Source organism: Sphingomonas sp. BK345, from assembly GCF_014193845.1.
GTDB lineage: Bacteria > Pseudomonadota > Alphaproteobacteria > Sphingomonadales > Sphingomonadaceae > Sphingomonas.
This window is the reverse complement of record NZ_JACHZX010000002.1, coordinates 760,652-782,749: the sequence shown is the minus strand read 5'-3', so window position 1 is coordinate 782,749 and position 22,098 is coordinate 760,652. Positions and strand designations below refer to the sequence as shown.

Genomic DNA, 22,098 nt, shown 5'->3' with positions numbered 1-22,098 from the left:
GCTCCCGAAACTTAGTTGAGGCCACGCGCGGCGACGCCGCGGGACCAGTCGAGCGACGCCGCCATCCCCGGCGACATGGAATTGGCGAGCACGTTCTCAAGGAACTGCGTCTTCTGGATGATGGCCATGATCGCAGTCACCCGCGCCTGCGTCGTCTGCTGGCGATCGGCCAACGTGGTCCGGGCCGTGTTGATCTGCGCGGTCCAGGCCGCGAGCTTCGCCTCGTCGGCGGCGATGAAGGTCGCCTTCGATTTGCCGACCTCGCTTACCAGCTGATCGAGGATGGCATAGAGCAGGTCGATCGACGCAATCTCGGCCAGGGTCGAACGATCGTCGGTCGAGAGCCCGCGGGCATAGGCCGCCTGGACCGTCAGGATCTTGTAGAGCGGGATGGAAGAAATCTGGAGCAGCTCCTTCTGCTCGGGGCTGATCGCGGTATCGCTGCGGATCGCCTCGACCATCCCGTCGATCAGCGCGGTCACACGCGGACGGAGCGCCTTGGCGGTGGGCACTGACAAGGGCGCCAACGTCGGGTTGAGGCACTGATCCTCAGTGTCGCAGTGGTAGACCTGGACCTCGCCGGCGCTGGTGCCATCGAGGAGTGCCGTCACGAGCGTCGACGTCGTGTCGCCGGTCAGCGGCTGGAAGCGGCCCGGATCGCTATCGGTCGGCGGCACGTAGATGATCGTGCCGACCATGGTCATGACGTATTCTGCGAGGTCGCGATCGAAGCTGCCGCCCGAGCTGAAGAACTTGGACCCGCGGAGCACGTGCCAGGTGTAGTTGCGCGGCACCGCGCTGTTCACCGCATCCCACTTGGAGGGATCAGCGCCATTGATCGTCGAGCTGCGCTCGCCCTTGCTGCCGCAGCCATGCTTGGCGGCGGCATAGTCCGAAAAGATGCCGTCGGAGTTGCCGATCGCCTCGCAGATCGCCTTGTCGGCGAGGTCGCCCTTCGGCCACACCGACCCGACCAGCGCCTGGGCAGCCTCGCAGCTCGAGATGTTGAGATTGTTCATGAGCTGCGCCTTCTGGGCGAACTCATCCATGACCTTCGAGCATTCGGGACAGACGGTGTCGATCGCGAGCTTGAAGGCGAAGCCGACCGCGTTGTTCGCGACCGCCTTCAGCATGGCGACGATCTCGCTCGAGTTGATGAACGAGAAGGATCCCGCGAACAGGTCGATGCCGCCGCAGCCGGCGCGTGCCGAAGGCAGCTGCAGGTTGGCGAGGTTGGTCGTCTTCTGGGGAAAACGCGTCCAGACGTTGCCGAGGCTGTAATAGCCTGCCGACTGACCCTGGAAAGCGCTCGGGCCGGTCACGTTGGCAGCGCCGCCCGCGTCAGCCACGAACTTGTCCATCGCGCCGCCCACGTCGGCCGCCGCGGGGGCAGCCGGAAGCACCAGCGGCACCACGGCGCCGACGAGGCTCAGCGAGCAGGCCAGCGTGCCGGCCGTGCGGCCGCAGCGGCTGAGAACAGCGCCCGTGGTGTCGAGCGCGGAACGGGCGAGCGCGCGCAGGCGCCTGCCAACGGACGCTGGATCAATAGTCACTGCCGGCCTTTCGCTGGGTGAGGAGGAAGATGCGCTCCATCAGCTCGTCGGCAGCGATGATGCCGTAGCCGATGGGAATGGCGGTTTGGGTCGCGCTGTCGAACAGGACCACGGCGGGCGTGACCTTGGCGGTGAGGCCCATTCGTGCCCGCTGGTTCGTCTCGACGGTGTAGCGCGGGAAGGTCTCGGATGGGCCGCCGTCGGTCGAGATCGCGCGGACGGTGAGGTGGTGCGTGTCGGCGACCGCCTTCACGATCGGGGACATGACCCGGCAGGCGCCGCAGCTCTGCGCGAAGAAGTAGAACAGCCCGTAGCGTGCCCCAAGCCGATCGAGCGCCTCGTCGCGCTCGACCTTGCGGGCATCGGACCATTGCTGCTTCGCGACCGTCCCGACCGGCCGCTGCAGCGTGTAGTCGAGGTCGGGCGTCTGCCAGAGCGCGCGCTGCCAGACGTCGCCGAACAGCGAGGCGCGGTCGAGCTGGGCTCGCTGGAAGCGGATATAGGCCGTGACATTGTCAGGTGTCGGCTCGAGGATCGCCCGTGCCTTGAGCTCGCGCAGCTCGGCGGTGATCGCGTCGAGCTTCTCCGCCGCGGTCTGGGCCGGCGGCACGGGCGCGGCCGGCTTGTCGGGCTCTTCCGCCTTGGGCCGCTCGCAGTAGAACCAGGTCCCGAGCTGGCGATCCTGGCAGTAGAAGCGGTCGCCGATCTGAACCCGGTGCGGCGGGGTCTGCGCCGGGGCCGATGCGGCGAGCACGAGGCTGAGCGTCGTCACCAGGCGGCGGCAGAGGCGAGCGAGATTCATCGGCCGCCTCCGTTCACCGCATAATAGTCGGCGATCTTCTGCTGCAGGGTGGCGACGGTGCCGAGCTCATCGGGAAGCTTGGCCGCATCCTGGAACTCGGCATAGACTTCGGAGAAGTCCATGCGGCTGAGGTCGAGCCGGGCGAACTCATCGATGGTGAAGCCCTGGCAGCTCTCCTTCTTCGGGCTGCCCCACGGCTTGTTGATCTGCACCCTGCCCTGCTCCTGCAGGATGCGGCTGAGCTTCGACTCGAAGCAGCAGTAGGCCTTCTTCTTGGTGACGCAGATGCCGAAGACGCTGGCCGAGCAGTAGCTGCCGACATAGTGGCAGAGACCCTGGGCGTCGCGCTGGTGAAGCAGGACCTCCTCGCGATCGCAGCCCAGCGTCACCAGCAGCTGCGAAAAAGGGATCAGCGGGAAGGCCTTGCCCGCGCAGCAATTGAAGATGCCGAACACCTTCGAGTGGCAGGTATCGCGCTCGCCCTTGAACAGCGTCAGCTTGGCGGGATCGAACTCCTTGCCGGCTTGGGCAGCGGCGTTGAGCGCCACCGCCGCATCCTTGAACTCGTCATTGGGCTGGCGGTTGATCGTCTCGCACTCGCCGTTGACGCAGTAGATGTCGCCGTCGCAGACATATTGCTTGGCTGGCGTCGGTCCGTCCGGGACCGTGCAGCTGTAGATCCGCTCGCGGGTTGGACACGGCGTCTCGTCGGTCAGGCACTCCTCGCGCTCGAAGCGGCAGTCCTTGTTCGCCTCCAGCGCCTCGCAGTTCTGCGCCGGCACCGCCTTGTGGCAGTCATAGGTCCGCTGCCACGCCCAGCAGGGCTTGGTCACTGAGACGCCATCGATCACTCGGGTCACCGGATCGCTCGAGGTGCAGGTCTCCACCGTGCTCGCGCAGCCGCTGTCGCCGGCGAGGCTCGCGCAGGCGCCCTCGTCGCGGCGCTCGGCGACGCTGCTCTGGGTCTCGGTGCCACGGAGCGTGGCGCCAGGCACGGGCGCGTCGCAGAGCAGCTCCTCGACCGGCTCGCCGGGCTCGGTGCAATATTGGTAGGGCGGCTTGCTGTAGCCTTGAAGGCAGCGACCTTCGTGCGAGCCGGTGCGCTGGCACGACGCCTGCTCGAACAGGCTGCAATCATCGACGCGGTTGAAGCCAGCGTTGAAGTCGCTGCACCAGTAGCGATAGCCGGTCTTCTTGATCACAGAAACGACCAGCGGGATCGTGCAGCTCGCCGTCCGCTGTTCCAGCGCGACCCCGTCGTTGCAGGTGGCTTCGTAGGTGCCGCTGGCACCGATCGAGGGCGGCAGCTCGCGGCAGCTGCCCTGGCCGCCGCCGACGCTCATGCCGCTCACATAGGTCGCGGGATCGTCGGAGATGGCGCGTCCGCGCGCGATCGTCGCCTCGATGTCCTCGATGGCCACGCGCGGCCGGCGGTCGAGCGAGGAGCGGATGGTCGCATAGCCTTCATTGCTCGACGCCGCCGAGGTCGCCTGGGCGGCGATCGCGTCGGGATCGTCGAATAGCGCCGATTGCGAGGACGTGCCGGCGAAGCCCGGCACGCGATCGGCGGTGGGCGCCGTCTTGGCCGCGTCCTGCGACTTGCCGAGCGCATCAGTGCCGAACGCCTTTCCTTCGGCGCGCGCGGCTTCGGTCTGGCTCTGGCCGAGCGCCCCGCCTGCGCCGAGGCCGGCGGCGAACAGGGCGAGCACGAGCCCTAGGCTGGTGCGGGCCGGGCTCACTGCGCCTCTCCCAGCCGGGCACGATAGACCGCCGCGACCCGGGCACCGGGACCATCGCCGCGGGCGAAGGTGTCGAGCGCGTGCGCCAGCGTGACATTGCCGTCCATGCGATCGTGCGGCGGCAGGGTCGTCCGGCAATCGAACCCGTCACACAGGTCGAAGTCGGTGGCGGTTACGACATAAGCCGGCACGGCCTCGACCTCGAAGGCACGGAACAGCCGCGGGTCGATGCCCACCGCCGCCTTGACCTCCCCGGGCGGCAGCACCTTCGCAAGCGCGGTCGTGAACGTCCTGGCCGAGTTGCCGGGCAAGCCGCGGAACACGACCACGCCGCCTGCCCTGCTGACGTCCGCGATCATCGCCTTGAGCGAAGCGGACGGCATCGACAGGCTGGCGAACGCGACCAGCCGCGGCGCGTCCTCCGGTTCCATCTGCTTGCCCGAAGCGGCGACCATCCCGTCGAAGTCGAAGGTCGCGGCCGGATCACCGCTGGTCTTGGTCGAGGCGTAGCGGGTGGCGACAGCGCGGGCCGAGGCCGCATTGTCGGCGGCTTCCCGGCGGAGCGCCTCGCCGCGCCGGGCGACGACGTTGGTGAGCGCTTCGGCTTCCTGCGGCGACAGCTTGGCCCGCGCGCGCACCTTGGCGAGGTCGAGGCCGTCGACGGTCTGGGCGCCGGAGGCGGCGGCGAGGCCGAGCAGCAAGCCGGTAAAGGCGGCGGTGCCGGCGATAAGGGGGAGACGGCGCCGCATCACAGCACGCAACAGTTGCGTTTGCGCCAGACGAGATAGCCCATATCTTCTCCGATCGCGGGATAGACCTGGCCGGCCGACATGAAGGTGGTCGACGCGCCGATTGGCGCGCAGGCGTAGCGCCCGCCGGTCTGCGGATTGGGGTTGGTGGCCTGGAAGCGATATTGCTGCTTCCGCATCACCGGCATGAGGTAGCTGCCGCACAGGCCCTTGCTGCCCATCGTGCCCCAGGCGACGAGCTCGCGGTGGAGCTTGTAGGCAAAGCGGGCGAGCGCGAGCCGCGAGGCCTGCACATGGCCGATCGAAGCGGCGACGTTGCCGTTCAGGGGATACATCGTGCCCTGGCAGCCGGCGCACCAGAACAGAGGATCGGTCGGCAGCTTGGCGGTGGCCGCGACGCAGTCGGCGGCGCAGGCCGCGAGCGCCAGCGGGTTGGCGAACAGCACCGCCTCGGGGTTGATGATCGCGGTGAGTTCGGAGTCCTGCCAGAGCGGATCGACCTCGGTGATGTAGAGGATGTCGATCCCGCCCGTCTCCAGGCAGAGGAAGTCCGCCACGATGTTCATCCAGTAGATGAGCGGATAGGCGTACCAGTGGACGTGCCAGCCGCTGGTGTTCTGCGCCTTGCCGCCGACCGCGCTCGGCCCGGCGATCGTCTTGAAGCCGATGTCAAAGCCGGGATCGAGCTTGAGACCGCCGAGGTTGACGAAGCACCACGGCTTCATGCTGACGTCGGCGAGCCGAACCGGCTCCCAGAAGCCCATCGCGATCCCAACCCGAAGGCCGCAGGCGCAGACCGGCAGGGTCGGATTGTCGGTGTCGGGACGGCCGGCAAGCGACGGCCAGATGTTGAGCCCGCCCACCGACATCGGGAAGAGGCAGCTCCAGCACACGTCGGTGATCGGGTTGACGAAGCGGCCGGTGCACTTGCCGGGCGTGCCCTCCGCCCGCGCCGGTGAAGCGAGCGCGAGGCCGACGATGGCGAGCAGCGCGACGAGCGCAGCCAGACCGAAGCGACGGCGGCGCCGCGCGGCCGCATGGCGCTCGCGCGCTGCGGCAAACCACTCGCGATTGCTCATCGCACTCACTTGTGATCTCCTTTTGTTCCCCGGAGCGCCAGCTCACGGACGGCGAGCGTGCGGCCTTGCTGCTCGACCACGGCCGGCACGGCGCGGATGCCGAAATGGCGGGTGAGCGTGCCCTTCTGGTCGAAGTAGAAGCGGCGCTGCTGGGCCTTCATCAAGGCGACCGGCGAGCCCGACACCAGGATCAGCTTGGCGTTGAGCGCCGTCGTGGCATCCATCGCCCAGGCGACCTGGCCCTCATCGTCGCCGTCGAGGAAGACGAGCCGCTGGCGGAGTGGCACGGTGTCGAGCGGGTTCACGCGGGTGCCTGCGGCGACGACGACGCGACCGCGCCCATCGCGCAGATCCGCGTGGACGGTGATAGTCGGATCAAAGGTCCAGCGCCGCTCCTCGGCGGCATCGCCGATCCCCGGCACCGGCACCGGCCGGCGGACCTGAGCGGCAGTCCGCTCCGCGAGCTGGCGGTTGGCGCGGTCGATCTCGCCCGAGGCCTGCATGGCGGTCAGCCTTTTCTGGATGACCGAGAGCAGGTCGGCCTCAACCACCGGAAAGAGCGCGCCCTGCTGGCCATAGTCCCGAGCGAACCCTGGCCCTGACGCGGCGAGGCAGCTTGCCAGCAGGATGAGGTGGAGGCGCCGGCTCACAGGATGGCCTCCCCGGTGCCGAGGACCTGGCGGCGGCAGACCCAGCCGATCAGGGCATAGCGGCTGTCGAAGCTGTCCTTGTTGGGCGTCGCGACGAAATAGCAGCCGCGCGGGATCGTGCCGGTCGGACCCAGGTCGAGCGGCTCGCCGCGTAGCGTCCTGGCCTTGGCGAGCGCGACCACCCGGCCGTTGACGAGGAACAGCCGACCGCGCCGGGTCACCTCGTCGCCGGCAACGCCGTAGACGATCTTGCCGAACGGCTGGTGAGCGCGCCCGAAGTGCCGCTCGAGGAGCGGGCTTGCGGGCGGATCGAAGAAGACATGCTCGCCGCGGCCGGGCGTCCGGTGCCGGTCGACGAGGAAGGCCCAGTTGGGCAGGCTCGTGCTCTGGTTGACCAGGAAGACGTGGCCATCGCTCCAGTCGGCAAGCGCGGCATAGGCCGTGCCACCCACGGCCAGCAGGGCGAGCGTCGCCCAGCGGCGCGCCCGCGCCGGCGACCAGAAGCGCGGATCGGCATCAGCGTGGCTCAAGGCCAGCCTCCACGGCCTTCGTGACGCGGGCACGCACGTCGTCGGTTCGGTCCTCGACCGAGCGGCCGAGCGTCGCCTCGGAGACGAGCACGGTCGTGCCGCCTGCCCCCATGTCGGCGACCGCCTTGTTGATCGCGGCGAGATAGGTCGCGGTGCGGCGGGCCGACTGCTCGGGCGTGCCGCCGTTGCGCGCTTCCGCCGCGACGAAATCCTCGACCAGCCGCGACAGGCTCACCGAAACGACGCGGCGATGTTGCAGCTCTACGAGCGCGCGGGTCGCCCAAGCCGTCCAGATCAGGGCTGCGATCAGGACGATCCCGAGCAGCACGCGGGTGACCGGCCAGCCCGCAATGGTGCGCGAGGTGGTGACGGCAGGCTCAGCCATGCCGGCCTCCTCGCGCGAGCTCGCGGCGCAGGCGGGTGGCGAAGCCGGGCAGCCGCGCGATCAGGAACAGGCCGACCACGCCGAGAAACAGTACCAGCACCTGCCCGTCGAAGTGCTTCCGCGCTGCCGGATCGGCGAAGAGGTAGTGCGTCGCCAGATTCTGGAGGTGCGCGAAGAAGCGCAACGGACGCCCGTCCGCGGCGACGATGACGAAGGCGAACACCGCACCCAGCGCTGCCAGCACCGTGCCCGCGAGCCACAGGGTGACGCTGAGCGTGATGTGGCAGGCGTCGGCGAGGATGCGGCCGGCGCGGGCGAGCCGTGGGCGAAGGTTGAGAAAGCGGTCAGCCACGATGCGGCTCCGGCTGGAGGGGTTCGGTCTCCCCAAGCGACACCGCCTCGATCGCCTCGGCGATCGTCTGGCCGCGGGCGAGGCGCCGCTCAATCGCTGCATAGGTGTCAGGCGAGGAGGAGAAGACGGTCGCGGAGAAGGGATCGAGCACGAGTCGGCCGATCGCCTGGCACTCGGGGCCGCGGATGAAGATTTCCGAATATTCGCTGCCGGAGCGCTTAAGCGACCGGATCAGCCCTTCGGTGCGGTCGTCCATGTCGAGCCGGGCAGACTTGCGCAGGTCGGCGATCGTCTCGGGCTTCTGCTGGAGGACCAGCATCCAGTCCGAGTTCTCGAGCGCCGCGGTCGCGCCGTCCGACTTGTAAAAGTCGTTGAGGGACTGCGTCGCGGTGCAGAGCGCGCCACCATATTTGCGGGCGGTGCGCGCATAGGTCTCGACGAAATCGGACATCGACCCGCCCTTGAGCATCGCCCAGGCCTCATCGATGAGCAGCAGCTTCTTCACAGATCGGGGCGAGCGGGTCATCGCCTGGCCGGTCATGAACATGATCGCGGTCAGCACGACCGAGCGCAGCTCCTCGCGCGTGGCGAGATCCGACATCTCGAAGACGGTGAAGTCGGCCTCGAGGCGCAGCGTCGCCTCGCCGTTGAAGAACCCGCCATAGGTGCCGCCCGCGCGGAACGGGCCCATGGCGATGGCGAGGTTGGCGGCGTCGGCATTGCCGGTCGCGTCGAGCGCGAGCGCGACGGCCTCGACTGAACCCGCCCTGCCCTGCTCTTCCCAGACCCGATTGACCGCCTGGTCGATCAGGCCGCGCTCGGTGTCGGTCAGCCGGTCGATGAAGCGCGCCATCTGGCCGACGATGGCCTTGAGCATCGCCATGCAGTCGAGCCGGTAATCCTCGTCTTCGGCAACCCGATCGGCGTCGACCATCGAGAAGGGATTGAGGCAGAACCTGCTCGCGAGCGTGAACTCGATGAACCGGCCGCCCTGCAGACGGCAGCTGTTCATGAAGGAGCGGCCGTCGTCGATGACGACGACCTTGGCGCCCGCGCCGCACAGGCTCGCGCACATCTCCTGCAGCAGCACCGACTTGCCCGAGCCCGACTTGCCAAGAATCGCGACATTGTGGTTGCCGGCGCCATTTTCGAACGGCGACCAGAAGAAGGGCTGACCGCGCCGACCGAGGAACAGGAGGTGCGGCACCGCTCCGCCCAGATATTCACCCTGCACTGGCGCGATGTTGGCGGCCGTCGTCGACAGCATGGTTCGCATCCGGCGGCAGCGCTCGAGGTCTGCGGCGAGCCCGTCGGCAAGCGTGAGCGGCATCGCCGCGAGCAGGCCCTGCACTTGCAGGAAGCGCTCGTCGGCGAGATCCCAGCCCGCCGACTTGTAGAGCGACTTGACCATGCGCTCGTTGCGGTCGCCGTCACCCGCTGGCGAGAAGGTCGTCACGCCGTAGAATGCGCGCACCAGCCGGCGGCCTTCCTGGAGCTGTGCCTGGACCTCGCGCCACTCGGCGGCTTGTTCGCGGAGCTTCGGCACGTAGCGCGCGGACTTGCCTTCGGAGAGGCTGGTCGTGCGCAGGAACTTCATGCCTGCGCGCGTCGAGGCGGCCTCCTGGTCGGGATAGACGAGGCAGAGCATCGTCGCCGCCGGGCACGGATAGCGGAGCTTGTCGGTGAACAGGTCGCCGATCAGCCGCGCCGTCTCCCATGGCGTCCAGCGCGCGGGCATGTTGCGCACGCCGAAGTGGCGCACGTCGAAGCGGTCGGGGTAGATCTCGCCGATCTCCGGCGCATCGCCGTCGCTGGCGCCGGTCGGCCGGAAGCGCTCGGTCCGGAGCAGCATCCGGCTCTCCTCGACGGTGAGCTCAATGTCGCGGCGGATCGCCTGATCGGCGATCGGGTCGAGCGGGTTATAGTCGACCGCATCGTCGCCACTCGCGGTGGTTGGCGAGGTCAGGTCGTCGACGAAGGCGATCAGCTCGACCGGGCCGACATCGAGCGCGGGCACGTCGAGCGAGCGCAGCACGCCCACCAGGCTCTCGCGGACGGCGATGAGCTCGTCCTTGGTGGTGCCGCTGCTGGCGGGCACGCCGACCGAGACGAGCAGCTGGTGATGGCGCGCATGGAAGGGCGCGCCACCCGACCCGCTGGTCCAGACGAGATCATAGAGGCACTGGGTGCGTGCCCGCGCGATCTGCTCGTAGACGCCGCCACGGGCATAGCGGGGTGCGAACCAGGGCGCGATGTTGCGGCTGATCCTCGGACTTGCCCAGTGGACGAACTGGACGCAGGCGCCCGCGGGCAGGCCTTCAGACAGGAACTGGCCGAGGAGGTCGCCAACCCGCTCGTCGGCGCCGACCAACGGCGCCACGTTGAGGATGAAGCCGGTCGACCGTGCGTTGAGGTAAAGCCGGGTCTGCGGCTCGTACACGCGATAGGGCAGGAAGCTCGACAGCATGTCGAGGCCGAGCACCGGGCGATCGCCCTCGCCCTCCTCGGCATCGCCGAACAGGCCCTTGAGTAGCGTGCCCGTGAGCGTCTTGAAGGAGAGGCTCATCGCGGCTGCTCCTGGCCAACGGGCACGCTGAAAGGACTGCCCTCCATTTCTGGCGTGACCGGGCCGACCGGCCTGAGCGTGGTGCCGAGCCGCGACAGATTCGGAGCTGCGAGCGCGTTCAGCCTCGCTGGGGCGGCCGCCGGGTCGCCCTGCGGCAGGACGACCTTGCCGGCCGGCAGCGTCGACGTATTCGGCGCCAGACGCTTTGCCGCAGGCGCAGGCACGGTGGCCGGCTGCTTGGTGCCGATCCGGTGGCCGGCCCGAGCGGCGGCGATCGCCGCGGCGCTGGGCGCCGCGGGATCAGGGATGCGCGCCGTCGAAGCGGTCACGCTGAACGGTTGAGGGGCTTGAGCGGGAGGAGACTCAAGCCCCTCGATCACCGGTGCCGAAGCACCAGCGACCGCCTCGCGCAGGGAGGAAGGGGCGGGACTGCGCGAGAACTCGGAAATTGAAGTGGGCTCCGCCACCGAGGCGAAGGTCCAGGCGGGCTGCTCGACGACGGCGTGGACCGTCGCGGCATCGTGGAGCACGCCGGCTTCGTCGACATGCGCCGGAAGGAGGATGGTCAGCATGCGCTCGCCGGTACGGACGGCGACGCTGCCGCCCTTCCCGCGCGCGCCCTGCCGGCGCGGGCCGACCGTAGGTGCCGACGCGCCCTCCTCGTCGACGCTGCCGATCGCGGCCGCATCGATCTTGGTCATGGGCGCGCAGGTCCCGGCCGGCGCGCGGCAGGTGAAGTCGCCCTTCACGGTGCCGCCGAGCGTGGTGCAGCCGCTCGCGCCAAGCGCGGTCGTGAGCAGCAGGGCGATGGTGGCGGCGCGGCTCATGCCCGGCCTCCCGCGACAAAGGCCTTGAGCTGCTCTGCGGTGTGGAAGCCCTGCAGGACCGCACCATCGCTACGGATGATCACCGGCGTCCCGCCGAAGCCATGCGCCTTGGCAAACGCCTCATTCGCATCGAGCCCGGCGGTGTCGCACCTGGCACCGGGTGCGACCGGTCGGCCCTCATAGGCGGCGTGAACCGCGGCCGGCTGGTCGCCAGCGCAGAGCACGGCCTCGGCAAGCTTGCGGCTCTCCGCGCCGAAGATCGAGATCGGCCGCTCCTCGACCTGTGCGCCCATCTTCACGAGCTCGGCCGAGAGCTTGCGGCAATAGCCGCAATGGAAGTCGCTGAACACGACCAGCTTGGGACCGTTCGCCGGCCCCCAGTGGATCGCACCGTTCGCGGGCAGCTGGCCGAGGTCGACCTTGGCGGCCGCAGGCGACGCCGCCGGCTGCTCGTCGGCGTCGCTGTCGCGCTTACCCGCGGCGCCGGCGGCGAGCAGGTCGGGATTGAGCTCGAGCAGCCGCGCCGCGGTCAGGTCGCTGCGCGCCTCCATGTCGTAGAGCCGCCCGATCATCAGGTAGCGCGCGCTCCGATCGACGTAGAAGAGCGTGGTGCCGGCGACGACTTCGCACAGCCCGCCGAAGCGACCGCAATCGATCGCGCCGATAGGGGTCTTCGGCAGGCGCAACTTGAGCGCCTCACGGACCAGCTTAGTGTCCACGCCGGCCATAGCTGGGGCGGCATGGACGGCCTTGGCGACGAGCCCTGCCCCCATGCCGAGCGCGAGCGACGCGGAGGCGATCAGGCTCCAGAACGGCGCGCCTTCCATGCGGCGCATCCTGGCCAACTCGCGGCCAAGACGAGTGTCAGACGAATTCATTGGGAGTTCCTCACATAGACGCCGTCGAGGAAGACGATTTCGACATCGATGCCGGTCGGCATCTCCACGACTGGCTGATATTGTTCGGCGCGCTCGATCAGATATTTGGACACTGTGTCCGAGGCGTCGGCGACGCCCTGACCGAGACCGCCCTGGACGATGTCGCCGCCCGAAAGCTGCTGGCGCTTGCCGTCGACACCGGTGGTGATCCCGGAGAAGAGGCTGTTCGAGTTGGCGGAAAAGCCGCGTCCGAAGCCGCCGACAATGCCCGCGAGCAGCGCCTGGCTGACGAGACTGCCCTCGCGGCTGACGACCCGGCCGCGCACGCCGGTCTTGCCGGCGAAGCTGATGAAGCCCTTCACCTCGCTGACCGCGACCCGCCCACCGGGCTGATCGCAGGTCATCTTCTGGAGCTTGACGTAGACCTTCTCGGCCGAGAGATCGCCGCGCGCCGCACCGTTGACGACACAGCCCTGAATGCGGGTAGTGAGCAGCTTGCCGTCCTTGACGACCGAGCGCGCCGGCCCGGTGATCCGCAACACGACCGGCAGCGGATCGGTTTGGCTCGAGACGCCCGCCGAGGCGTCGACGCCGACGATGACGCGGGCCGGCGCATAGCTGTTGGGCGGCAGATACTCGGGACTGTCCTCGATCTCGATCGCCGGCGCACTCGGACGGCCAGCCCTGAGGCCGGTCTTCGCGGTCGCACCAGCGTCCGACGTGCCGCTCGTGAACGAGACGGTCTTCACCTGTCGCTCGGCCGGGGGCGGCAGCGCCGCGCCCTGCGCCGCAGCCATATTCGGATCGAGCGGCGAGCCCGACGGGATCGACGGATCACGCACGGCGACCGGCGGCGGCGGGGCTGCCGCCTGCGTCTGCGCGCGTGTCAGCTCGCCTCGAAGCGTGCTGTTCTCCTGCGTTAGCGCGTCGATTGTCTTGGTGCCGTCAGTCTTGAGCGCCTGGTTCTCGGCCGCGAGCGCGTCGAGCCTGGCCTGCACCTCGGGCGCGACCGCCTTGTTCTCCTCGAGCGCCTTCAGCTGACGCGCCTGCGCATCGAGCCGATTGCCGTAGATCGCGACGAACTCCTTTTGGCTGAGGTCGCGATTGACGATGCCGTCGGTCTCAATCTTCTGCGGCGCGTCCGCAGCCGGCGTGCGATCGCCGGTGCCGCCGACCACGAACCAGAGTGCGAGCATCGCGGCGGAACCGCCGCCGCCGAGCAGCAGCATGCGCTGGCGTGCGCGGGTCTTGGCGTTGAGTGCGCCCAAGGCCGTGACGCTCTCCTGCGCCGGGCTGGACGGAGGGGTGGCCTGCTCGCTCATGCGCCGGCACTCCCGTCGAGGACGACATAGAGCGTCGTCGCCTGCTGCGCGCCGAGCTCGCGATCGGCGACGCTGACGGCCAGACTGCCGGCCGGGGTGAGCTGCGCCGGGTCGATGGTGACAGGCTTGGCGCCGCGATTATCGATCCGCAGCACACGGCCCGTGAGCGCGGCACCACGGTATTCGGCGACGAGGCGTACGGTGAGGTCACCGACCCGGGTCGGGGCGGCGGCGACCTGCCGCATCGTATAGCCGTCCGGCGCATTGTTCGCGGCCATGGCCTGGATCAGGCGCACGGCGGCATCGCGGGGTCCGGCCTTTGCCTCCCAAGCCTGCGCCCGCTCTCCGGCGATCGCCGGGTTAGTGACGAAGATCTGCTCGGCCTTGGGCCCACCGACGCTGCAGGCGAACTTGTAAACATAGCCCTTGCGGCTGGTGGCAAAGAAGCTCAGCCGCCCCGGCGCGAACCCCTCGGGCACCGACAGGTAGATGTCGCCGCGGACCGGCTCGTTGGTGACGGTGAAGTCATTATAGGGATAGCCGGTCGTGATCTTGCTGACGCTCGCGAAGGCGTCGCCCACCAGGCTGATCCGCGTCAGCTCATGGTTCGAGACAACGCAGTCGACCTGCGCATTATCGGCGGCCTGCCGGTACTGGTCGGCCCAGGCCGGGGTGGCGGCGAGCGCGATGGCGGCGCCGATCAGCGCGAGCCCAAGCGGCTTCAGGCTGATGTCGCGCGGCCGGGACGTGCCGGCGGCGAGGGTTACCGCCCCTGCGCCCAGCAGGTAGGCGGGTGTCGTGGCGATCATTGGAGCGCCTCCTTGTGATCTGGGATGAGCGCGAAGCTCGAGAGCGAGAGGCGCAGGCCCACGTAGGTCCAGCCGAACCGGAACCGCTTCTTCTCGCTGGCGATGACCTGGCCGCCGACGAAGGTCTTGAGGTCGCCTTCGACGGTGGAGCTCAAGCCCTTCGGATCGACGGTCATGCCGGTGATCACGAAGGCCTGCGCCAGGTCCGACCCGCGCTGCTCGGTGACGATCTTGACCAGCTCGGCCTTGAGCGCCCCATAGGCGGAGGGGTCCGCCACCTTCAGGATCTGCTCCATCCAATAGTCGAGGCCGGTCGGCGAGCGGTTGAGCAGCATCAGCGCGACATCGCGCGTCACCAGCTCGAGATAGTCGGCGGAGACGCCCGACGAGCTGATCGCCAGCGGCCGCGTCGTGACCGGCTGCAGGATCACCTCGCGATCGCGGCTGCTGAGCGCGGTCAGCAACGCGAGATTGGCCAGGAACGACGCCGCAGCAGCGACGACGAGGACCTTGCGCTGGCGAAGCAGCGACTGGCTGCGCTGATGCGCGATATCGGACAGCATGGAGCTCCTCCCCTCAGCCGGCGAGCCGGCGGCAGTGGGAGGGCGGCGTGGCGCGAAGCCTGACGAAGCTTGCCCCCAGGTACCAGTAGGCCGCGTGGATGATCCAGGAACTGGCCCGGCCAGCCTTGGCCTTGCGAAGCGCGAACCACGCTCCTCCGGCACCCACGAGACCCAGCAGGATGTGCTGGGAGAAGATGCCCCAGGCGAACGGCGCCGCGAGCCCCAGGAATTCGTCCAGGGTCCAAAGGCCGATGAGCTCCGGATCGTCGAGCCGCCGGGGGACAAGGTACTTGTCAGTCATGTGCGCTGCGCCGCCCTCGCCGCCGCGATCAGATGATCGCGGTCACGGTGGAGGTGACGATCGGCACGCCCGTGCCGACGCCGATGCCGACGGCGACGGGGATCGCCACCTGCCCGAGCGTGAACCGGCCGGACGCCATGCCGATGATGCCGCCGGCCAGGCTGAGCACGGCGATGATCTTGCCGCCCGAGCCCTCCAGAAAGTCGGTGAACTTGGTGAGCGCCGGACCGAAGGTCGTGTCGGCGCCGGCATAGGCCGCACTCGCCACGGCCATGAGGCCGATCGCCGGGATGAGATAGTCGCTGGCCCGGCCGAGGCCGGCACGGGTCAGCGGGAGCTTGAGGCTGTGCATCGAGAGCGTCTCCGAGAAGGTGTTCGCCGCGGCCGCATCCCGACCGCACAATCACCATCACGCCGGCTCCGGCCGCCGCTCAACCAAAAGGAACATCAGGAGAACAGATCAGCCGATAGGTCGCGAAATCCGCGACACAGATCGCGTCTGGAGTGTGAAGTTTCCTAGCTTGGCGCGATGCCTCTCGCGCCTAGCGACAAGACCGGTGCGGTCGCTGGCGACAGCCGTCGCGAATCGCCTTTCTATCTTTGTTCCTTGCACTTCTGGTGAGAGGGCGGCGCTGCATCTGATGCGACTCTGCCCACAGCGGAGCCCACTGCCGGCTAGGATGTTCCTATTTTGTTTTCCTACAGCCTCCGCGCTTGATACCGTGCGTGCGAATCAGTCCTTGGAGTTGGAGTTGTGACCACCAGCAGCCCGGCAGCCCTGTCCTCGATACCGCTGCACATCATCGTTGGAGACCTCGTCGATCAGAGCGGGCTCAGCCAGCGCGACTTGGCGGCCAGGGTCGGCCTGTCGAAGGATCAGATCTGTCGCACGCTGAAGGGCACACGGCATCTCAGCCTCGAGGAGGCGGGCTCAATGCTTGCCGCCGCCGGCCTGCCAGCCCGCGGCGCCCTCACCCTCGCCCTCTTCGATCGCCGCGATCTCGCCAGCGAATGGTCGCGGTCCGGCATGGCGGCGTTCCTGGAGACACTCGTCGCCGCGCTGCCAGACGCGCTCGCAGCCGAGCTCGCCAAAAGCAGCGATCGCGTCGATCCGCGCTGGGGACCGGCCGTGGCAAAGTTCGTGGCGCAGCGGATCGCGAGCCACATCGATGAGCTGATCGAGCGAGAGGAAAAGCTAGGCGAGTTCAGGCCAGCCGGCGCTCTGCGCGGCTAACCGCCTCGACGAAGGTCGCGCTGAACACATAGCTGGTGAAGGTCGCGCGCTTGCAACGGTGCGCGCCGATCAGCTCGAGAGGAAAGACCGACCTCACGGCAGCTCCCCGGAGCCCGGTCGCAACTCCTCGACGTCGAAGTCGCGCGCGCCGATCTCCCCGGTACCATTCAGCATGTCGCCCGCCAACGCCCGCTTCCGTTCGAGCAGCTCGTCCAGCTTCATGTCGAAGGTCGTGAAGTCATCGGCGGCGACCGTCGGATAGTAAACGAACACGTCACGCCGCTGGCCGATGCGGTACGCTCGATCGGTCGCCTGGTCCTCCTTCGCCGGGTTCCAGGTGCGGGTGAAGTGGATCACGTGGTTGGCGGCCTGCATGTTGACTCCGAAGCCGACCGCCACCGGCGACAGGATGATCACACCAAATCCTGGTGCGTCCTGAAAGGCCCGGATGCGCTTCTGCCGGCTGTCCGCCGCGCCGGCTGCCGCCGAGGTGTCACCGTTGATGACATCGACGGGGATCGCGAACGCCTCGCGAATGTAGTGACGCAATAGCCTTTGAACGGCCTTGAACTCGCAGAAGACGATGGCCTTCTCGCCACGCTCCCTGACCTCGGCGAGCGCCGACAGCAGCCAGTCGAGCTTAGGTGACCGGGCGCGATAGGCGTCAACGGCGTCGTAGGCGCCCGCCTCCTCTGTCTGTGCCGGGTCCGAGCAGATAAGCCGCAGCCGGTGCAGCAGCCCAAGGTGCGCGCCTGGTCGCCCCGCCTCACGACGGAAGCCCTCAATCGCGCCGACGTAGAGTCCGCGCTGCGGGACGCTCATCGGCAGGCGTCGGCTCGCCTCATCAACGAGCTTAGCCTTGAGATCGGCCGCCACCTCCGACTTCATGCGCCGCAGGATCTGTGGCTCGATGAGCGTCCTGAGCTCCTCCAGCTTTGCGCGGTCCGCGTCGCCCTCCGCCTCGATCGGACGACGGTAGGTGCTCCCGAACTCGTTCAACGCGCCCAGCAGTCCGGGCTGCACGAAATCGAAGAGGCACCAGAGATCGACCAGGCTGTTCTCGACGGGAGTGCCTGTGCAGGCGATCCGGAACACCGCCTGCTGCTTCTTCGCCGCGCGCGTCATGGCCGCGTTCGGGTTCTTGATTTTCTGCGCCTCGTCGCAGATCATGATAGACCAGCGCTCGCGGGCGAAGGAGAACTCCAAGTCGCGCAGCGTCTCATAAGTGGTCAGCACTACGTCCGCGTCGCCGCGCCAGTCTGGCCGCAGGAAGCGGACGAGCCCCTCTCTACGAAGCTGCTCGTCGACCGACGACTTGCCCACCCTCAACCCGGACAGCGTGTCGCCGTATGCCGTGAGGATCTTCAGTGATCCCGGTAGCAGGAACTTCTCGGCCTCCTCCCGCCAGTTCTCGAGAAGAGTGAGGGGCGCCACAACGAGTGCGGGAGGCGTGGCGGGATCGTCCTCCCTCGCGCGCGCCACGAGACTGAGGATCTGGAGCGTCTTGCCCAGCCCCATATCGTCGGCGAGCAAGGCGCCGCGGCACCTGTCGGGCGCAAGGCTGAACAGGTGCTGCATCCATGCGAGCCCCTTCAGCTGATGGTCCTTCAGGCGGACCTCCTCGCGCAGGCCTGCGGGAAGGCGTGGTGGCCCGGGTGGCGCCGACAGGGCGGCCAGCCGCTCCTCCCGATAGTCCACCTGCTCTATGTTGGCCTTCAGGATGAGCGTGGGCCGCTTTCGGCTCGGAGACGCACGCGCGGGATCGAGCGTGCCCGCCTCCGCCTCCACGCGGACGCGGCCGAACGCCTTGAGGATTGCCTCGGCCTCGCGCACCGGCATCGGCACAGGGCAACCCGGCACTTGGACTGCTGCGGCTCCAGTCCGACGAGCCTCCTCCACATCCGTACGCAGTCGCTCCGCGACACCGTCGGTCAGTGGTGCGGATCCGGGCTCGCCGGTCGACGGATCGTTCCAGCCGATGATCGGCACGAGGTTCTCGGGAAACCAGCCCGCGTCGTCGCTCTTGCGCGCAATGTGCGGCGAGTAGAACGGCCGCTCCTCTCCGATGCCGTCCACACGGTCCGAGTAGCCCGAAAGATCGTAGATCTGCCCATGGCTGATCAGGGACGCCGCACGTCGGCCAACTGCGCGCCGCAACGCCGCGCAGTGCAACGTGCTGTCACCGTCGAGTTCGAACTCGAAGTCGTCCCACGAGCAGAGCTGCAGCCCACGAGCGAGATGGTCCTCGACGCGCGCCACGAACTCGAGCGCGTCCTCGTCACTCAGCGAGATTTCGCTCGTCTCGATCCGCTCGCCCGTTCCGGAAGTGACCAGCAGCCCGAGCGCGCCGTCGCCGTGCGTCTCGGGCGTGATCGCCGCGAACCGGTCGAAGGAGATGCCGGCCTCCTCCTTGGCCGCCTCGAACGCCTCCTGGTCGATGACCTCGGCGGCATCCGGACCGAGGGCTGCGATAGGATTGACCAAAAAGGCCTGCGCGCGCTCGCCCGCGACGCGGCGCCCAGGCATGCGCTTCAGCTCCCGCAGCACCGTCCCGACCTCGGGCGACACCATGACCTGGACCACGCCATCCGGCGTGACGAGATCGTAGCGATCTCGGACTTGAGCGGAGCGATCAAAGGCCTGAAGCCAGTGCGTGGGCGCTCCTTCGAACCAAGGCTCGACCTCGACCAGGCCGAGCCGATCCGACCGCCGGAGTGCGATCTGCAGGCGGTCAGGTGTCAGCACGACGGTGCGGAAGAGGAAGTCGTCTAGCGCCGCGCCGACCGCAAGCGCTTCGGCGCGTATGGCGCCCCAGGCGAGCCGCTGCGCCCCCTCCCCCCGCTCGTCGGGTCCACGTCGACCGAAGGATGCGACCCGGTCCACGAGCCGCCATGCCGCCGGCGGCAGCAGATGTGGCACGCCATCGATCTCCAGCGTTCCGCCGTGCAGCCTGGCACCGTGGATGATGCGCCCGTCGCCATCGAGCCAGCCATCGATCGCGACAGCGAAGCCGCTGTCGGTCAGCGATCCCCTGCTGACCAGACGCGGCGCGGCGAAAACCGACTCCGGAAGATTCAGGACGGCCAGATCCGCAGCCCGCTCCGTGTCGTCGAGGATCGCGTAGAGCTCGCGCCAGCCGATGCAGCGACCTTCCTCCACGGTCGTGGCGAGCCCCTCGTCCTCCAGTTCCTCCAGCAGGGCCGCAGCGGCAACACCGGTTGGATGCGGGAGGCAATCAGCCGGAAAGATCAGTCCTTCCCGCTCCACACGATAGCCTGGTGTACCCACCGACGGCTCTGGTGCGACCGGCACCGAAGCCATGGGTTTTCGCCGCCAGATCACGACTTGATGTACCAGGCGCCCCGGCGGGCGGACCAGGCGAACCCGCGGCTGCGCAGGCCATCGGCGGCGGGGCCACGCTCCGGCGCATATGCCCACAGGGAGCCACCCTTGTCGCGCAGGTCGGCGGACTTGACCCTGTGCTCGGCGAAAAAAGCTTGCAGATCTCGCATGCCGTGCGGCTCCGGTGAAACTTGCCGCGCCACCTGCGGCCGGGCCCAGGCGGGCGAGGCGGCGCTCGGGGTGGGGATCGGCGCGGGACGAATTGGAGGAGTCGCCATCGGCGAGGAGACCGTCGAACGACCGGTGGTTGATGCCTTGTCGGCGCGGCCAAGGACCTCTGCCAGCCTCCGCTCGAACTTCCGCTCCCACCTCTCGCCGCCGTCGGTGTGGGTGATGCGCGCCACGTGCGACGGGTGCTTAAGCGCCGTCCTGTTGCCCGCGATGGATGGGCGGCGGAGATCGAACGGCGCGGACGCCGCGTCGAAGGCGTACATCGCATTGCCGTGCTCGCCGAATTCGACCACGATGTGTCCACCCAGTCGCATGATGAAGGCGTTGTTTCGTGCGACGCCACCGTTGTCGAGGCGCAGGAGCTTGCCCGCCATCGCCTTGCGCAGCGCGCGGAAGTCTGCGCTCGGGTTGGTGTAGGCCGCCTCGCCGAGCGCGAAGTGCATGTCGTCGATCCGGTCGACATAGCGCTTCCAGAATGCCACCCGCCGCTGGTCGTTCAGCTTGTCCTCTGACAAGAGCGAGAAGAACTTCTCGATCAGCGACAGCTTGAGCCAGGACGAAACCATCTGGCGGGTCTCCGCCTCGACTCTCGTCCACTGCGTGTCGTTGCGCTCCAGCCAAGGATTGCCCCAGCGAGCGACCGACAGGTCTCGAAGCTCCGCTTCCACTTCGAGCGGGCGGCACCTCGCCCATCGATCGAGCACACGCACAAGCGCGTCGTCCGCCAGGAGGTCGTGCTCCGCGACGAGAGCGACCACTCTCGGCATCACCCGCCGCAGCGCCCGGTCGTCGTGCTTGACCGCGGCATCAATCTGGGCCTCGAAGATGCGCCTGGTCAGCCAGGAGGAGTCGCCCATCGACAAGTCGCGCCGGAGAGGTTCCAGGAGCTTCGCATCGCCTTCGAGCAGCGCCGCTCCGTAGCGATCGCAGGGCCGCTCCCCGAGCAGGTTCGCGTGCTCGTCGATGGTGGACAGCCAATCGGGCATGCTGCCCGACCGCTCGAGCGATGGCAGGTTGTCGTTCAGGTAGTCGCGCAGCATGGTCCAGTTGCGGCGCCCCGCTTCCGTCGCGCGGCCGGGATCGTAGCGGACGTACCCGTCCAGCAGCCCGCGCCAGCACCGCCGGTAGGGTCGCCGCATATCGCGGAACTCGTCCACGCCGTCGATCAGACCGGGAAACCGTTCGCGGTCCTCGATCAGCGCTGGGTCCCGACCGTCGCGGAGCGTGGTCCCCCAGCATACCAGGCGCGCCGCCCGGACGTCGGGCAGCGTGCCGGTCCGGCGAAACAGCGAGACCTGCTCGCGCACGCGGTCGGGCGCCGCTCCGGCACCCGCACCCGCCCCGCCTAGCATGGCCTTGAGCTGACGAACTTCGGATCTGAGCGCCGTCAGGTCGGGATCGGGCATGCTGCTGAGGGCGGCCTCTGCGACCGAACGCAACCGCTCGGCCAGCTTGACCGAACGCGGGCTTAGAGGGCGCATTGGCCGAACTCGCCCTGGTAGCCGGCTGCCGCTGAGGCGGCGGGTTCCTCCACTCCGAAGAATTCGAGGCGGAGCTCGATTCGACGGCTCGCATCGAGGGACTCTCGCGCCGAGTTCGACGAGTAGCCGCCGACGAGGAACAGCCGACGGACCTCCTCCAGCTCGGAGCGGGACATCGACCGCTCATCAGGACCTGGCCGCGCCATCAGCGCGCACAGCACCCGCTGACTTCGCTGAAGGCTGAGATTGAGATTGTAGAGGTAGCTTCCGCGCCGATCGGTGAAGCCCTCGACGACGATGCGCTTGAGCCAGCGCCGTCCCGCCTTGTCGCGCGCGATCGCGAGCACTTCGGGGACGAAGGCGCGCAGCAATCGCTCTTGCTTGGGGCTCAGCGTATGGCTCGACGTGTCGAAGCGGGCGCGGTCGCCGAAGTCGATGACCGCCCGGTTCCGGTCGACGTGCACCCCAGGCTGATGCTCGGCCGCCTTCGCTATGCGTCCGAGCAGTTGCTCGATCGCGTCCTGCCTCTGGCTCTCGAGGCGCTCCCGCTCCGAGATTGTCCTCGTGACGGCGAGCAGCGCCACGCTCATGACGAGCAGGAACAGCACCATGAGCGCCGTCATCAGGTCGGCGAAGGAGATCCAGAAGGGCTTCTCGCCCTCATCGCGCCCGCGCGGCGCGGTGGCATGGCGCTGTCCGAACACC

At 68.4% G+C, this 22,098-nt stretch carries 21 protein-coding genes; 1 reads left to right on the top strand and 20 read right to left on the bottom strand.

The window, feature by feature from the left end; translation table 11 throughout:
• Window positions 1-11: 11 nt before the first annotated feature.
• The 17 genes from FHY03_RS08860 to FHY03_RS08780 form a co-directional block, all read right to left on the bottom strand.
• Entirely contained in the window at window positions 12-1,361 is a 1,350-nt protein-coding gene (locus FHY03_RS08860) for a conjugal transfer protein TraH (protein WP_183930420.1), read from the bottom strand.
• Window positions 1,362-1,542: 181 nt separating this feature from the next.
• Window positions 1,543-2,355 (bottom strand): conjugal transfer protein TraF, encoded by an 813-nt coding sequence (locus FHY03_RS08855; protein ID WP_183930121.1) that lies wholly within the window; start codon window positions 2,353-2,355, stop codon window positions 1,543-1,545.
• Window positions 2,352-4,094 carry a conjugal transfer protein TraN gene (locus tag FHY03_RS08850; RefSeq protein WP_311721348.1) on the bottom strand — a complete coding sequence of 581 codons (1,743 nt, stop codon included), beginning with the start codon at window positions 4,092-4,094 and terminating at the stop codon, window positions 2,352-2,354. Before FHY03_RS08850 ends, FHY03_RS08855 begins: the two co-directional genes overlap by 4 nt.
• Window positions 4,091-4,795: a type-F conjugative transfer system pilin assembly protein TrbC gene (trbC, locus tag FHY03_RS08845; RefSeq protein ID WP_260158789.1), complete on the bottom strand. Its 705-nt coding sequence runs from the start codon at window positions 4,793-4,795 to the stop codon at window positions 4,091-4,093. Before trbC ends, FHY03_RS08850 begins: the two co-directional genes overlap by 4 nt.
• Window positions 4,796-4,842: 47 nt before the next feature.
• Complete coding sequence (gene traU, locus FHY03_RS08840; protein WP_311721347.1) at window positions 4,843-5,931, bottom strand: conjugal transfer pilus assembly protein TraU; 1,089 nt, start codon at window positions 5,929-5,931, stop codon at window positions 4,843-4,845.
• A complete protein-coding gene (traW, locus tag FHY03_RS08835) occupies window positions 5,928-6,572 on the bottom strand; it encodes a type-F conjugative transfer system protein TraW (RefSeq protein WP_409314163.1) in 645 nt (214 codons plus the stop codon). Before traW ends, traU begins: the two co-directional genes overlap by 4 nt.
• Window positions 6,569-7,102, bottom strand: a complete 534-nt coding sequence (locus FHY03_RS08830; RefSeq protein ID WP_183930117.1) for a S26 family signal peptidase — start codon at window positions 7,100-7,102, stop codon at window positions 6,569-6,571. The genes traW and FHY03_RS08830 overlap by 4 nt, the downstream gene beginning before the upstream one ends.
• Window positions 7,089-7,487: a TrbI F-type domain-containing protein gene (locus FHY03_RS08825; RefSeq protein WP_183930115.1), complete on the bottom strand. Its 399-nt coding sequence runs from the start codon at window positions 7,485-7,487 to the stop codon at window positions 7,089-7,091. Before FHY03_RS08825 ends, FHY03_RS08830 begins: the two co-directional genes overlap by 14 nt.
• Complete coding sequence (locus tag FHY03_RS08820; protein ID WP_183930113.1) at window positions 7,480-7,839, bottom strand: hypothetical protein; 360 nt, start codon at window positions 7,837-7,839, stop codon at window positions 7,480-7,482. The genes FHY03_RS08825 and FHY03_RS08820 overlap by 8 nt, the downstream gene beginning before the upstream one ends.
• Window positions 7,832-10,405 (bottom strand): type IV secretion system protein TraC, encoded by a 2,574-nt coding sequence (gene traC, locus FHY03_RS08815; RefSeq protein WP_183930111.1) that lies wholly within the window; start codon window positions 10,403-10,405, stop codon window positions 7,832-7,834. The genes FHY03_RS08820 and traC overlap by 8 nt, the downstream gene beginning before the upstream one ends.
• The gene (locus FHY03_RS08810; protein ID WP_183930109.1) at window positions 10,402-11,232 is read right to left on the bottom strand and encodes a TraV family lipoprotein; all 831 of its coding nucleotides are present in this window, start codon (window positions 11,230-11,232) and stop codon (window positions 10,402-10,404) included. Before FHY03_RS08810 ends, traC begins: the two co-directional genes overlap by 4 nt.
• Complete coding sequence (locus FHY03_RS08805; protein WP_409314161.1) at window positions 11,229-12,059, bottom strand: DsbC family protein; 831 nt, start codon at window positions 12,057-12,059, stop codon at window positions 11,229-11,231. The genes FHY03_RS08810 and FHY03_RS08805 overlap by 4 nt, the downstream gene beginning before the upstream one ends.
• A gap of 47 nt (window positions 12,060-12,106) precedes the next feature.
• Complete coding sequence (locus FHY03_RS08800) at window positions 12,107-13,432, bottom strand: TrbI/VirB10 family protein (protein WP_183930105.1); 1,326 nt, start codon at window positions 13,430-13,432, stop codon at window positions 12,107-12,109.
• Window positions 13,429-14,241, bottom strand: a complete 813-nt coding sequence (locus tag FHY03_RS08795) for a type-F conjugative transfer system secretin TraK (protein WP_183930103.1) — start codon at window positions 14,239-14,241, stop codon at window positions 13,429-13,431. The genes FHY03_RS08800 and FHY03_RS08795 overlap by 4 nt, the downstream gene beginning before the upstream one ends.
• Window positions 14,238-14,804 carry a type IV conjugative transfer system protein TraE gene (locus tag FHY03_RS08790; RefSeq protein ID WP_183930101.1) on the bottom strand — a complete coding sequence of 189 codons (567 nt, stop codon included), beginning with the start codon at window positions 14,802-14,804 and terminating at the stop codon, window positions 14,238-14,240. Before FHY03_RS08790 ends, FHY03_RS08795 begins: the two co-directional genes overlap by 4 nt.
• A 13-nt stretch (window positions 14,805-14,817) precedes the next feature.
• On the bottom strand, window positions 14,818-15,105 hold the full coding sequence (gene traL / locus FHY03_RS08785) for a type IV conjugative transfer system protein TraL (protein ID WP_097064904.1): 288 nt from the start codon (window positions 15,103-15,105) through the stop codon (window positions 14,818-14,820).
• 28 nt (window positions 15,106-15,133) lie between these two features.
• Window positions 15,134-15,379 (bottom strand): hypothetical protein, encoded by a 246-nt coding sequence (locus FHY03_RS08780; RefSeq protein WP_409314177.1) that lies wholly within the window; start codon window positions 15,377-15,379, stop codon window positions 15,134-15,136.
• 480 nt (window positions 15,380-15,859) lie between these two features.
• On the opposite strand from FHY03_RS08780, the gene FHY03_RS08775 reads away from it, so the two are divergent.
• Window positions 15,860-16,339, top strand: coding sequence for a helix-turn-helix transcriptional regulator (locus tag FHY03_RS08775; RefSeq protein WP_183930098.1), 480 nt, complete (start codon window positions 15,860-15,862; stop codon window positions 16,337-16,339).
• Window positions 16,340-16,432: 93 nt separating this feature from the next.
• Here the strand turns inward: FHY03_RS08775 and FHY03_RS08770 are convergent, their stop codons facing one another.
• The 3 genes from FHY03_RS08770 to FHY03_RS08760 all read right to left on the bottom strand — a co-directional run bounded on the left by FHY03_RS08770 (window position 16,433) and on the right by FHY03_RS08760 (window position 22,097).
• Window positions 16,433-19,660 carry a DEAD/DEAH box helicase gene (locus FHY03_RS08770; protein WP_183930096.1) on the bottom strand — a complete coding sequence of 1,076 codons (3,228 nt, stop codon included), beginning with the start codon at window positions 19,658-19,660 and terminating at the stop codon, window positions 16,433-16,435.
• Window positions 19,661-19,677: 17 nt separating this feature from the next.
• Entirely contained in the window at window positions 19,678-21,318 is a 1,641-nt protein-coding gene (locus tag FHY03_RS08765; protein WP_183930094.1) for an EH signature domain-containing protein, read from the bottom strand.
• 62 nt (window positions 21,319-21,380) lie between these two features.
• Complete coding sequence (locus FHY03_RS08760; protein WP_311721346.1) at window positions 21,381-22,097, bottom strand: OmpA family protein; 717 nt, start codon at window positions 22,095-22,097, stop codon at window positions 21,381-21,383.
• Window position 22,098: the final 1 nt, after the last annotated feature.